Annotated in this window: 11 protein-coding genes; 2 read left to right on the top strand and 9 right to left on the bottom strand. The window is 75.6% G+C overall.

Features of this window, described 5'->3' with window-relative positions; all coding sequences use genetic code 11:
* Positions 1 to 41: 41 nt before the first annotated feature.
* From ACFVN3_RS03925 to ACFVN3_RS03910, 4 genes are all read right to left on the bottom strand, one after another.
* Entirely contained in the window at positions 42 to 947 is a 906-nt protein-coding gene (locus tag ACFVN3_RS03925) for a sugar phosphate isomerase/epimerase family protein (RefSeq protein ID WP_378230776.1), read from the bottom strand.
* A complete protein-coding gene (locus ACFVN3_RS03920) occupies positions 944 to 2155 on the bottom strand; it encodes a dihydrodipicolinate synthase family protein (RefSeq protein WP_378231379.1) in 1212 nt (403 codons plus the stop codon). Before ACFVN3_RS03920 ends, ACFVN3_RS03925 begins: the two co-directional genes overlap by 4 nt.
* A 71-nt stretch (positions 2156 to 2226) precedes the next feature.
* Complete coding sequence (locus ACFVN3_RS03915; protein ID WP_378230774.1) at positions 2227 to 3393, bottom strand: Gfo/Idh/MocA family protein; 1167 nt, start codon at positions 3391 to 3393, stop codon at positions 2227 to 2229.
* Positions 3394 to 3495: 102 nt separating this feature from the next.
* Positions 3496 to 4554 (bottom strand): LacI family DNA-binding transcriptional regulator, encoded by a 1059-nt coding sequence (locus ACFVN3_RS03910; RefSeq protein WP_378230773.1) that lies wholly within the window; start codon positions 4552 to 4554, stop codon positions 3496 to 3498.
* A 111-nt stretch (positions 4555 to 4665) separates the two neighbouring features.
* Between ACFVN3_RS03910 and ACFVN3_RS03905 the strand changes: the two genes are divergently transcribed.
* Positions 4666 to 5157 (top strand): hypothetical protein, encoded by a 492-nt coding sequence (locus ACFVN3_RS03905; protein WP_378230772.1) that lies wholly within the window; start codon positions 4666 to 4668, stop codon positions 5155 to 5157.
* Positions 5158 to 5169: 12 nt separating this feature from the next.
* On the opposite strand, the gene ACFVN3_RS03900 is transcribed toward ACFVN3_RS03905, so the two are convergent.
* Entirely contained in the window at positions 5170 to 5895 is a 726-nt protein-coding gene (locus ACFVN3_RS03900; protein ID WP_378230771.1) for a hypothetical protein, read from the bottom strand.
* Between the two features lie 59 nt (positions 5896 to 5954).
* Positions 5955 to 6287: a cupin gene (locus ACFVN3_RS03895; RefSeq protein WP_378230770.1), complete on the bottom strand. Its 333-nt coding sequence runs from the start codon at positions 6285 to 6287 to the stop codon at positions 5955 to 5957.
* A 120-nt stretch (positions 6288 to 6407) separates the two neighbouring features.
* On the opposite strand from ACFVN3_RS03895, the gene ACFVN3_RS03890 reads away from it, so the two are divergent.
* Positions 6408 to 8480 carry an ABC1 kinase family protein gene (locus ACFVN3_RS03890; RefSeq protein ID WP_378230769.1) on the top strand — a complete coding sequence of 691 codons (2073 nt, stop codon included), beginning with the start codon at positions 6408 to 6410 and terminating at the stop codon, positions 8478 to 8480.
* Positions 8481 to 8483: 3 nt separating this feature from the next.
* On the opposite strand, the gene ACFVN3_RS03885 is transcribed toward ACFVN3_RS03890, so the two are convergent.
* The 3 genes from ACFVN3_RS03885 to ACFVN3_RS03875 form a co-directional block, all read right to left on the bottom strand.
* Positions 8484 to 10259, bottom strand: coding sequence for an ABC transporter ATP-binding protein (locus tag ACFVN3_RS03885; protein WP_378230768.1), 1776 nt, complete (start codon positions 10257 to 10259; stop codon positions 8484 to 8486).
* 50 nt (positions 10260 to 10309) lie between these two features.
* A complete protein-coding gene (locus ACFVN3_RS03880) occupies positions 10310 to 11263 on the bottom strand; it encodes a universal stress protein (RefSeq protein WP_378230767.1) in 954 nt (317 codons plus the stop codon).
* Positions 11264 to 11527: 264 nt separating this feature from the next.
* On the bottom strand, positions 11528 to 12175 hold the full coding sequence (locus ACFVN3_RS03875) for a hypothetical protein (RefSeq protein ID WP_378230766.1): 648 nt from the start codon (positions 12173 to 12175) through the stop codon (positions 11528 to 11530).
* Positions 12176 to 12334: the final 159 nt, after the last annotated feature.

Raw genomic sequence — 12334 nt, 5'->3', positions numbered from 1 at the left:
GTGCGGGGGTTCCCGCGCGGCCGGCGGCGACCGGTCCGAGGTCAGGCCGAGGTCAGGTAGGGCAGGACGTGGCGGGCGTAGCGGTCGGCCACGGTCGCGACGACGGTGCGCGGGTCGTCGTCCCAGATCTCCTGGTGGAAGATCTCCGTCTCGACGTCGCCCGTGTACCCGGCCTCGGCGACCCACCGGGTGATGGTCGCGAAGTCGACGTACCCGTCGCCCACGTACCCGCGCGAGAGGAGCGGGTCGGCGGCGAGCGGCAGGATCCAGTCGCACACCTGGTATCCCGCGATCCGTCCTTCGGCGCCTGCGCGCGCGACGCTCGACCGCAGGTCGGGGTCCCACCACACGTGGTACGTGTCCACGACCACGCCGACGACGGCCGGGTCGAACGGCGTGGCGAGGTCGAGCGCCTGGCCGAGCGTCGAGAGCACCGCGCGGTCGGCCGCGAAGATCGGGTGGAGCGCCTCGAGCACGAGCCGCACGCCGTGGTCCGCGGCGAACGGCGCGAGGTCGGCGAGGCGGTCGGCCACGCGCCCGCGCGCGGCGACGACGTCGCGGTCTCCCGGCCCGGCGTCGGGCCGCGGTCCCTGCCCGGGCGTGCCGTTCGCGGGGAGCCCTCCGACGACGAGCACGAGCTCGCGCGTCCCGACCGTGGCCGCCTCCTCGATCGCGCGCCGGTTGTCGTCGAGCGCCGCGGCGACGTCGTCGGCGCCGGTCGCGGTGAGGAACCCGCCCCGGCACAGCGACGACACGCGCAGCCCGGCGTCGGCGACGACCGTCGCGGCCCGCTCGGCGCCGATCTCCTGGACGCGGTCGCGCCACAGCCCGACGGCCCCGTAGCCCGCCTCGGCGGCGAGCGCGACCGCCTCCTCGAGCGTCGCGCGCTTGACCGTCGCGGTGTTGAGCGAGCAGCGCGAGAGGTCGGGCGCGTCCGCGGCGGTCACGCCGCCGCCCCGTTCGCCTCGAGGAACGCGCGCGTGCGGCGCGCGGCGAGGTCCGGGTCGAGCAGGAGCCCCGCCCGGTCCGCGAGGCGGACGAGCGCGACGAGGTGCGCGACCGAGCGCCCGGACTGGAGCCCCCCGACCATCTGGAACGCGGGCTGGGTGCCGTTGAGCCACGACAGGAAGGCGATCCCCGTCTTGTAGTAGTACGTCGGCGCCGCGAACACGTGGCGCCCCAGCGCCTCCGTCGACGCGAGGATCGCGTGCGCGCGGTCGGGGTGCCCGGCGTCGAGCGCGCCGAGCGCCGTGGACGCGGCGGGGTAGATCGCCGCGAAGATGCCGAGCAGCGCGTCGGAGTGCGCCCGGCCGTCGCCGACCACGAGCTCCGGGTAGTTGAAGTCGTCGCCCGTGTAGAGGCGCACGGGGCCTCCTGCGGCGGGATCGAGCGCCGCGAGGCGGGTCCGCAGGTCCTTCTCGTGCGCGGCGTCGAGCAGCGAGACCTTGACGCCGTCGACGCGGCCCTGGTGGGCGCGGACCAGGTCGACGAACACGTCGGTGGCCGCGGCGACGTCCTCGCCCGTGCCCCAGTACCCGGCGAGCGCGGGGTCGAACATCGTGCCGAGCCAGTGCAGGATCACGGGCGCGTCGGCCTCGGCGAGCACGGCGTCGTAGACGCGCGCGTACTCCTCGGGGGAGCGGGCGACGCGGGCGAGCGCGCGCGACGCCATGACGATCACCTGGGCGCCCGCGTCCTGGACCACGTGCACCTGTTCGCGGTAGGCGTCGGTGACGGCGGCGAGCGCGGCGGTGTCGCCCGGCTCCCAGCCCGCGACGACGGCGGGGTCGAGCTGGTCCGTGCCCGCGCCGCACGCGACGCGACCGCCGACGGTCCGCGCCTCGGCCGCCGAGCGTCGCACGAGCTCCTGGGTCGCGGCCCAGTCGAGGCCCATGCCGCGCTGCGCGGTATCCATCGCGTCGGCGACGCCGAGCCCGTGCTCCCAGAGACGGTGCCGGTAGGCGAGCGTGGTGTCCCAGTCGACGACGGCAGGCGCCCCGGGCACGTTCTCCGCGCCCACGTGCGGCACGACGTGCGCGGCCGCGAAGGCGACGCGCGACGTGAAGGGCGCGGACGGCGTCGTCCAGGGACCGGGCACGAGCAGCTCGCGCACCTCGGTCCCGGCGACGCGGCCGTCGTCGGCGAAGCGGGGCAGGCGCACGACGGCGCCGCTGCCGTCGCGGTCGCGCAGCTCGCGCGCGCCGGGAGCCTCGGTCGTCGGCGCGGTCACAGCACGATCTCCGGCACGTCGAGGCGGCGGCCCTCGGCGGACGAGCGGAGCCCGAGCTCGGCGAGCTGCACGCCGCGCGCCGCGGAGAGCAAGTCGTAGCGGTGCGGGCGGCCGGCGGCGACGTCGCGGAGGAACTCCTCCCACTGGGCCTTGAAGCCGTTGTCCAGGTCGGCGTTCGCGGGGACCTCGAGCCACTGGTCGCGGAACGGCTCCGTGACGGGCAGGTCGGGGTTCCACACGGGCTTGGGGGTGTGGGCGCGCTGCTGCGCGACGCACCGGCGCAGCCCGGCGACCGCGGAGCCGTGCGTGCCGTCGACCTGGAACTCGACGAGCTCGTCGCGGTGGACGCGCACGGCCCAGGACGAGTTGATCTGCGCGACGACCGGGTCGCCGCCCGGCGTCTCGACCGCGAAGATCCCGTACGCGGCGTCGTCGGCGGTCGCGGCGTACTCCGCGCCCTGCTCGTCCCAGCGCGTGGGGATGTGGGTCGTGGTCTGCGCGGTGACGGTCTTGACGGACCCGAGGATGCCCTCGAGCACGTAGTTCCAGTGGCAGAACATGTCGGTCGTCATGCCGCCGCCGTCCTCGGCGCGGTAGTTCCACGACGGGCGCTGCGCGGCCTGGTGGTCGCCCTCGAACACCCAGTAGCCGAACTCGCCGCGCAGGGACAGGATGCGGCCGAAGAAGCCCTCGTCGACGAGGCGGCGGAGCTTGACGAGGCCGGGCAGGTAGAGCTTGTCGTGCACGACGCCGGCGGTCACCCCGGTCTCCTCGCGCAGCCGCGCGAGGTCGATCGCCTCGGCGAGCGTCTCGGCTGTCGGCTTCTCGGTGTACACGTGCTTGCCGGCCTGCATCGCCTTGGTGAGCGTCTTGGCGCGCAGCGCGGTCATCGAGGCGTCGAAGACGACGTCGGTCGCCGGGTCGACGATCACGCCGTCGAGGTCGGTGGTCCAGTGCTCGACGTCGTGCTGCGCGGCGAGCTCGCGGAGCTTGGTCTCGTTGCGCCCGACGAGCACCGGCTCGACCTGGAGGCGCGTGCCGTCGGGGAGCTCGACGCCGCCCTGCTCGCGGATCGGCAGGATCGAGCGGACGAGGTGCTGGCGGTACCCCATGCGGCCGGTCACGCCGTTCATCGCGATCCGCAGGGTTCGGGTGGTGGTCATCGATCGGCTCCGTCGTCGGTCGGGCGCCCGGCGGGCCGCCGAGCGTGGAATGCGCTTTCCGCGAGCGTAGGGGAACCGTTTTCCCGCGTCAACAGGGATGTGTCAGAGCGGGGGCGTGGACTCCCGGATCACGGCCTCGCCCCGGACCACGACCCGCTGCGGCGCGGCGGCGTCGTCGGTGAGGGCGGGCGACGGAGCGAGCGCGAGCGCGAGCGCCTGCTCCCCGACCTCGGCGAGCGGGATGCGGACCGTCGTCAGGCCCGGCGTGACGTCGCGCAGGGTCACGATGTCGTCGAAGCCCGCCACGGCGACGTCCTCGGGCACGCGCAGACCCGCTTCGCGCGCCGCGGCCATCGCGCCCACCGCCATGACGTCGTTCACCGCGAAGACGGCGACGGGCGGGGTGCCCGTGCCGAGCGGACCAGACCCCAGCCGGTCGAGCAGCTCACGCATCCCGCCGTGGCCGCCGTCGCGCGTGAACGCGCACTCGACGACCGCGTCCGGGGGGACGGGGGACCCGAGGTCGGCCAGCGCCCCGGTGAAGCCGCGCGCCCGGTCGAGCGCGGTGCGGTGCCCCGCCGGACCCGCGAGCACGCCGAACGCCCGGTAGCCCAGGCCGTGCAGGGCCCGCGCGAGGTCCGCGGCGCCGTCTGCGTTGGCGATCTCCACCGCGGGCAGGTCGCCGAGCGGCTGACCGACGAGCGAGACCCCGCCGCCCGACGCGCGGTAGCGCTCGAGCGCGCCCCGCAGCGCGCCGTCGGCGTCCTCCGTGAGCCGCCCGCCGCCCAGCACGACCGCCCGCGCCCGCTGCCGGTCCATGAGCTCGACGAACGCGCGCTCCCGCTCGGGCGAGTGCCGCGTGCTCGTGAGGGTGACGATGAGCCCGTCGCGGTCGGCCGCCTCCGCGACGCCCGCGGCGAGCGACGAGAAGTACGGGTCCGCGATGTCGTGCACCACGAGCCCGACGCTCGTCGTGCGGCCGCGCGCCATGGCCTGCGCGCTCGGGTCCGGCGAGTAGCCGAGCCGCCGTGCGGACGCCAGCACCCGCTCCCGCAGGTCCGGTCGCACGGTGCGGTTCGCGCTCCCGTTGATCGCGCGGGAGGCGGTCGCGAGGGAGACGCCGGCGTCGCGCGCGACCTCGCTCAGAGTGGGTCCGGGCACGGACCCAGGCTAGCGGGACCGCTCCCGCAGCCCGGGTGGGCCGCGCCCGGAGCGGCTACGTTCGACGAGACCGCCACCCACCACACGGCCGACGTGCCCCAGGAGGAACCCATGACGTCTCACGGTGCCGCACCCACGCCCGGCACGACGGCGCTCCTCGCCCGGGCGCTCGCGCTCGGCGTCGCCGCGGGGTCGCGCAGCAGCCTCGGCATCGCGGCGCCGGTGCTCGGGGGGTGGGTCGGGGGCGGGTCGCGCGGCGGGTCCGGTGGACCCGGCCTGCTCGCGCGGGCCGGCGCCATCGCCGGGGTCGTGGGCGAGATGGTGGGCGACAAGCTGCCGCAGGCGCGGAGCCGCCTTGACCCACCCGGGCCGGTGGTCCGGCTCGGGAGCGGTGCCGCTGGCGGGGTTCTCCTGGCCCGCCACCGCACGGGTCCCGCGGGCGTCGTCGCCGTCGCGGTGGCCGGTGCCGCGGGAGCGGCTGTCGGGACGTGGGGCGGCGCGGCGTGGCGACGCCTCGCCGTCGGGTCGCGACCCGACTGGCCCGGAGCGGTCGCGGAGGACGTCGTCGCCCTCACCCTCGCGGCGTGGGCCGTCAGGCCCTGAGGGTCGGCGGGCTCAGCAGCCTGCCTCGTCGTAGCGGCACAGCAGGTCCCACGCGGCCCGGGCCGTGCCCGTCACCGTCTCGCGCGCGGCACCGACCGTGCTCTCCCCGCCGTCGAGCGCGACGAGCGTGACCGCCGTCCCGCGCCGCGTCGTCGCGAGGTAGGTGCCGAGGGCCGTGTCCGGGTCCCCGCCCTCCCCGGCGCCGTAGTAGTCCGTCGTGAACCCGGTGCCCTGGGCGCCGACGTCGAGCGGCTCGACGGCGTACGCCGTCCCCTCGGCGCTGCCCTGCTCGGCGCAGGCCGCCAGAGCGTCCGCGAGGCGGGCGGCCTCCGCCGCGGCGAGGTCGGCGTCGTCGAACACGGCCACCTGCTGCACGCCCACCTGGGCCTCGTCGGCACCGTCCCCCTGGGCGGCCGTGCGCATCGCGAGGGCGTCCTCGGGCTCGGCGCCTCCGCACGCCTCGGGCAGGTGCCAGGCCGTCGTGCCCTCCGACTCCTCGCGCGGTCCCGTGACGGGGGCCCACGCCTCCGCGGGCAGCAGGACGTCGGCAGGCGCGTCCGTCGGGACCGTGGCGCCCGGACCCGACGCGGTCGTCGAGGTCGGGGCGTCCGTCGCGGTCTCCGAGGGCGTGCCGGTGCTGGGCGCGGACGGCGGCGGTGCGTCGTCGGGGTTCGCGGTGCAGGCCGCGAGCACCAGGGCGCTCGCGACGAGGGCAGTCGTCCGTGTCGAGGCTCTCATCCGTTCCACCCTGGCAGTGGACCGAGCGGCTCGCAGGGCCACACGGGACGGCCCGGTGCTCAGGACGTCGGGACGCTCGTCACCGTCGTGAGGAGGAACGCCGAGTCCTCGAGCGCGCCCACCGCGTGCCGCTCGTGCGTGAGGACCCGGAGCTCGCCCGCGCCCAGCTCGACGTCGCCCTCGCCGAGCGCCGTGACGCGCACGCGGCCGCGCAGCACCTGGATCGACGCCGCCGGTGGTGAGTTGTGCTCCCCGAGCTCGACGCCCGCGCGCAGCGCGAGGATCGTCTGACGCAGCGGGCCGTCGTGCAGCACGACCTCGGCGCTGCGCCCGTTCGGGGCGGTCCGGGCGTGGGTGAGATGGGCGTCGGTGAGAAGGTCGACGTTCGTCATCGGGGCTCCGACCTGTCGGGGGAGCTCCATCATGCCGCGCCCGGCGACGCGGTGCCCGTCCCGATGGCGCGCCGCGGGGTGTGGTGGTGATCCGCGGCGCCGTCGGGAAGAGTGACGGTCATGCAGGTCGTCTCCGGGTTCTTCATCGGTCTCGTCGGCATCGTCTTCACGGTCGTCATGCTCCTGCTGCTCGCGGCGACGGCACGACGCGTCATGGGGGCGGCTGTCGGCTGGGTCCGCTCCGCCGTGGTGGCGTTCGCGATGCTGTCCGTCGCGTCGTGGGTGCTCACCAACGGCCTGCTCGACGCCGGCTGGTCGCGTGCGGACGGGACGCTCACCGTCGCACCCGGCGTCGCGCTCGTCGCGGTGGTCCTCGCCTTCGCGTGGGCGTTCGTGCTCGGGCTGTGCGTGCTGCTCGTGCTCGAGCTGCTGGTCCCCACCGGGTCGGTGCCCGGGCCGTGGCGCGCGCTGCGCGGCCTGCGGCAGGGGCGTCGCGAGACCCGGCGGTACGCGCAGATCCTCACGATCGGCGTCCGGCACGGCCTCGGCGGGGCGCTCACGCGCGGGGCGCGGCAGCCCGACGGGTCGCGGCTCTCACGCACCGACCAGCGCCGACAGGCCGCCGCGCTCCGCGACGCCCTGAGCGACGCGGGCGTGACCTTCGTGAAGTTCGGCCAGGTCCTGTCGACGCGCCGCGACCTGCTCCCCGCCACGTTCGCCGACGCGCTCGCCACGCTCCAGAGCGAGGTCCCGCCCGCGCCGTGGTCGCAGGTCGAGGCGGCCGTCACGAGCGCGCTCGGGCGGCCGATCGACGAGGCGTTCGCCGAGTTCTCGCCCGAGCCGCTCGCGTCGGCGTCGGTCGGGCAGGTGCACGCGGCCCGGCTGGCCGACGGGCGGGAGGTCGTGGTCAAGGTGCAGCGCCCCGGCGCGCGGGCGCAGGTCGAGACGGACCTGGCGATCCTCGGCCGCCTCGCGCGTCGCATCGAGCGCGACACCGCGTGGGGGCGCTCGCTCGGCGTCGTCGACCTGGCGGACGGCTTCGCGGCGTCGCTGCGCGAGGAGCTCGACTACACGGTCGAGCTGGAGAACACGCTCGCGCTCCGCGCGGCGCTCACGCGGGGTGCGGTGGGGGAGCGGCTGCCGGACGCCGACGGCGCCGACCCGGGTGCGGGTCCGCGCGTCCGCGTCCCGGAGGTCTACCCCGAGCTGTCGGGCACGACCCTGCTCGTCATGGAACGGCTCGACGGCGTTCCCGTCGGCCGTGCCGCGGACGTCCTCGCTGGCCTGGACGACGCCGTGCGCGCCGACCTCGCGTCGCGGCTCCTCACCGCGACGCTCGAGCAGGTGCTCGTCGCGGGCACGTTCCACGCCGACCTGCACCCCGGCAACGTGCTCGTCACCGACGACGGCCGCCTCGGCCTCCTCGACATGGGCTCCGTCGGGAGGCTCGGAGAGCCCGAGCGCCTGGCGCTCGCGGCCGTGCTGCTCGCGGTCGACGCCGACGACGCCGTCGCCGCGACCGACGCGCTGCTCGAGCTGCTCGACGCCCCGGTCGACCTCGACGTGCGCCGCCTGGAGCGCGCCGTCGGGCAGGTGATCGTGCGGTTCCGCGGCGCGGGTGCGAGCGGCGCGATGTTCACCGCGCTGTTCCGGCTCGTCACCGACGCCGGGCTCGCCGTGCCGTCGCAGGTCGCCGCCGCGTTCCGCACCTTCACGTCGCTCGAGGGGACGCTGCGCCTGATCGACCCCGGGTTCGACCTCGTCGCCGGGGCCCGCGCGACCGCGCAGCCGCTCGTGCGGCGCGTCGTCACGCCGGAAGGCCTGCGCGAGCGCGCGACGAGCCTCTTCCTCGGCCTCGCCCCCGAGCTCGAACGGCTCCCGCGCCGCCTCGCCAAGATCACGAGCGACGTCGAGGCCGGGCGGCTCACGGTCAACGTGCGGTCGTTCGCCCACCCCGACGACCGCGCGTTCGTCACCGGCCTCGTGCAGCAGGTCGTGTCCACGGTCATCGCTGCGGCGGCCGTCGTGGCGGCGGTCGTGCTGGTCTCCGCGGACTCCGGCCCCGAGCTCGTCGAGGGCCTGCGACTCTTCGCCGTCCTCGGCGCGGCGCTGGGGTTCGTGGGAACCGTGTTGGCCGTCCGCGTGCTCGTGTTCGCGTTCCGCGGCGCGGCGACGGGTGGCCGCCGGCCCTGAGGCTCAGGCGGCGGGCGTCGCGTGCATCTGCGCGTACGTACCGCCGGCGGCGACGAGCTCGTCGTGGCTGCCGACCTCGACGACGCGGCCGTGGTCCATGACGACGATGCGGTCGGCGCCGCGGACGGTCGTGAGCCGGTGCGCGACGACGAATGTCGTGCGCCCGCGCATCAGCCGCCCGAGCGCCTCCTGCACGAGCCGTTCTGACGTGGTGTCGAGTGCGGACGTCGCCTCGTCGAGGACGAGCACGCGCGGGTCGCGCACGAGGGCGCGGGCGATGGCGAGGCGCTGGCGCTGTCCGCCGGAGAGACGCCCGCCGCGCTGACCGATCACGGCGTCGAGGCCGCCCATCTCGGTGACGAAGTCCCACGCGTTCGCGTCGCGGAGCGCCTGCTCGACGGCGGCGTCGGTGAGGTCGGGGCTGCCGTAGGTGACGTTGTCGCGCACCGACCCTTCGAACAGGATCGACTCCTGCGGCACGACGGCGAGGAACCGCCGGTAGGAGCGCAGGTCGACCGTCGCCGTGTCCACGCCGTCCACCAGGACGCGCCCCGACGTCGGCGAGAGGAAGCCGATGACCATGTTGAGCACGGTCGACTTGCCCGACCCCGAGGCCCCGACCAGGGCGACGGTCTCGCCGGGCCGCGCGACGAGGTCGAGGTGGTCGACCGCGAGGGCGGGCTCCTCGCCCGGTGCGAGTACGTCGTCGTACGCGAACGTGACGTCCTCGAACGCGACGCGGCCCTCGACGTGGTCGAGCACGCGCTTGCCGGCGTTGCGCTCGACGTCGGGCTCGCCCAGCACCTCGCCCATGGACCGCACGGACTCCAGGCCCTTCGTGATGATCGGCGCGAGGCTCAGCAGCCCCGTCACGGACGCGGTGAGCGTGACGAAGTAGCTCGACAGCATGACGACGTCGCCGGGGGACACCGCGAACGTCTGCGTCCACGCGACCCACGCCGCGCCGACGAGCCCCGCGACGGAGAGCACCTGGAACACGATCCACGACAGCGCGCCGAACCGGCCGTTGACGACGTCGAGCCGGATCCCCGCCTCGCGCACGCGGTGCAGCACCGAGCCCATCCGGTCGAGCTCGCGCTCCTCGAGCGCGTGCGCGCGCGTCACCGGGATGAGGTGCGTCATCTCGGCGACGCGCGCCGACATGTTCTCCACCTCCGCCCGGAACGCGGCGTTGCGCGTGGTCATGCGGCGGCGCATCGCGACGACGAGCCACGCGGCCGCGGGCACGGTGAGCGCGAAGATCACGAGGAACTCCGGGACGCGCACGGCCGTGAGCACGACCGCGCCGACGAGCGTCGTGAGCGCGGCCATGCCCGAGTCGAACGTGGTGCGCGACGCCTCGACGACGTTCTCGACGTCGCGCACGATCTTGGCCTGGAGCACGCCCGCGCTGACGCGGCGGTGGTAGCCGATCGAGAGCTCCTGGAGCCGGCGCGAGAGCGCCATGCGCAGCCCGTTCTCGACCGTGCGCACGGCGGTCGAGAGCCACCGCACGTAGAGCGTGTGCAGCGGGAGGTTCTGCGCGACGACGGCGAGCATGATCGCGCCCGTGATCCACAGCTCGCGCAGCGGCCGGTGCTCGACGACGACGTCGATGACCGTCGCGGTGAGCGCCGGGATCACCCACACGGGCGAGTGCTTGACGGCGAACGCGAGCGCCGCGGCGGCGAGCCGCCCGCGCTGCGGCGCGAACAGCCGGGTGACGGTGCGGACGGGTCGGGAGCCGTCGTAGGTGTCCTCGATCTGCACGTGCCACATCGTCCACCCGCGGGGCGGGCGGCGTCGAATCGTTTCGAGGGGCGAAACCCTCAGTCGTCGTGCGCTCCCGAGGGGTGGGTCGCGTCCGGGGGCCGCACCACGGTCACGGGGCAGTGCGCGTACTCGACGGCGTGGCGGCTCACCGAGCCGAGCAGCAGGCGGTCGAACCCGCCGACGCCGCGGTTGCCGAGCACGAGCCGCTCAGCGTGCGACGACGCCTCGATGATCCCCTTCGCGGCGTGCACGTGCTTCACGCTCCGCACGAGGCGGTCGTCGGGCAGGTCGACCCCTGCGGCCTCGAGCGCGGCGTCGAGCTTCTGGGAGGCGTACTTCTCGTAGTCGTCGATCGGCGGCGTCCATCCCCACGAGTCGGGCAGCGGGGCGAGCGACACGATCTGCCAGCAGAACAGGGCCTCGAGCGTCGCGCCCGTGCGCCGCGCGACGTCCGCGCCGTGCCGCAGGGCCTGGACCGACGTCGACGACCCGTCGACCCCGACCACGACGGGCCGCGCGTGGTCGTGACGCACGTCGGGCGTGCCGCGCACCACGGTCACGGGGATCGTCGCGTGCTGCACGACGGCGGTCGGGACCGACCCGAGGACCATGCGTCCCAGGCGTCCCCGGCCGCAGCGCCCGACGACGAGCAGGTCGGCGTCGTCGCCGTCGCCCGGGGCGGGCTGCACGTCGTCCTGGACGGACTGGCTGGTCCCGGGCTGGGCGAGGGCGAGCAGGACCGCCGCGGGACTGCCGCGCTCGGCGAGCGCCGTGGCCGTCACCGCGTCCGGCGCCAGGCCCGTGCGCGCGTGCGCGGCGTCCAGCCACTCCTGGACCAGCGCCCGCTTCTCGTCGGCCGCCGCGTCCGGGCCGTCACCCGCCCCCTGCCGCGACTCGAACGCGAGCGCGGCCGTGAGCGACACTTCCCGGTCCGCCGCCTCGCGCAGCGCCCAGTCGAGCGCGCCGCCGGACTCCTCCGACCCGTCCACACCGACGATCACGCCGCGCATCCCGCCACCTCCGCCCGGTCGGCCGACCGCGTGCGCCGTCGGCGTGCTGTCCCGACGCCGTCACCCGGCGCCGGTGCTGACTCGACCCTAGGCCGCGACACCGCGATCCGCCCGGGACGCCTGTCCCGGACGGACGGCCGAGGGTCACCAGCTGGTCGCCGAACCCGGGGTTGTCGTCCCTGCCGGCGCCGAACCCACCCGTATCCCCGGGTTCGGCGACCTGGGCGACCACAACCCCGGGTTCGGCGTCGGGCCGAACGGGGCTCAGAACCTCGGCTCGGGCTCGTCCTGGAGGATGTTGCGCAACGGGCGCGTCACGACGTCCACGCGCGCGAGCAGGTCGGCCGGTCCCGAGACGACGAGCGCCCGGTCGTCCAGCGGGACGTACACCGCGGCGTGCTCCCGCACGGTCACGTGCAGGCACTGGCGCGCCTCGCCGTCGACCCCGAACGTGGAACGCGTGACCGGCGCGACGTCGACCTCCTCGACGATCGCGCGCATCGCTGCGCGGTACTCCTGGTAGGAGTCGAGGAAGTCGTCGTCACCCGGGTTGTCGGAGTGCAGCGGCGCAGCGAGCGCGCCGCTGAGGGCGGTGCGGACGATGTCCTCCGCCTGCTCGTCGTGCGCTGCCAGGACGCGCAGCGTCTCGACGTCGAGCGTCTCGCCCGTGAACGACACGTAGGAGCGCAGGAACCGCTCCTCCGCGGGGTCGTGCGCGCCGTGCCCGGCCCCCGTGAGCGTCTCCTCGTCGAGGTCGAGGCCCCAGGTCAGCGGGTCGTCCACCTCGGCGACGACGCCGTGGAAGCGGGCGACGACCTGCTCCCACGTGGCGGGCGCGCTCGCGGACCGCGCGTCACGCTCGTCTGCTCCCGGCGCGGCGGGGTCCTCGGGCTGCTGGTCCGGCTGGTGCATCGCTCTCGCCACCCTTCTGGCCGTCCGTGCGGGGCGCACTCCCGAGCCTGCCCGGGGTGCGCGTCGCGGTCAACGCGCCGCGCGCGTGTCGGGCCGGGTGATCTGCGGCCGACGGCGTCCGGCGGCCCCGCAGGTCACGGCCCGACACCTCTTTCACGC

Origin of the sequence: Cellulosimicrobium sp. NPDC057862 (genome assembly GCF_042797035.1) — a bacterium.
Classification (GTDB): domain Bacteria; phylum Actinomycetota; class Actinomycetes; order Actinomycetales; family Cellulomonadaceae; genus Cellulosimicrobium.
The sequence above is the reverse complement of the archived record's forward strand: the minus strand, read 5'-3'. Positions and strand labels throughout refer to the sequence as shown.

What these genes read in the sequence shown, in the direction of transcription:
- ACFVN3_RS03915 (WP_378230774.1), bottom strand. Translation starts at nt 3,393, where the DNA reads ATGACCACCACCCGAACCCTGCGGATCGCGATGAACGGCGTGACCGGC.
- ACFVN3_RS03905 (WP_378230772.1), top strand. Translation starts at nt 4,666, where the DNA reads ATGACGTCTCACGGTGCCGCACCCACGCCCGGCACGACGGCGCTCCTC.
- ACFVN3_RS03900 (WP_378230771.1), bottom strand. Translation starts at nt 5,895, where the DNA reads ATGAGAGCCTCGACACGGACGACTGCCCTCGTCGCGAGCGCCCTGGTG.
- ACFVN3_RS03895 (WP_378230770.1), bottom strand. Translation starts at nt 6,287, where the DNA reads ATGACGAACGTCGACCTTCTCACCGACGCCCATCTCACCCACGCCCGG.
- ACFVN3_RS03890 (WP_378230769.1), top strand. Translation starts at nt 6,408, where the DNA reads ATGCAGGTCGTCTCCGGGTTCTTCATCGGTCTCGTCGGCATCGTCTTC.
- ACFVN3_RS03885 (WP_378230768.1), bottom strand. Translation starts at nt 10,259, where the DNA reads ATGTGGCACGTGCAGATCGAGGACACCTACGACGGCTCCCGACCCGTC.
- ACFVN3_RS03880 (WP_378230767.1), bottom strand. Translation starts at nt 11,263, where the DNA reads ATGCGCGGCGTGATCGTCGGTGTGGACGGGTCGGAGGAGTCCGGCGGC.
- ACFVN3_RS03875 (WP_378230766.1), bottom strand. Translation starts at nt 12,175, where the DNA reads ATGCACCAGCCGGACCAGCAGCCCGAGGACCCCGCCGCGCCGGGAGCA.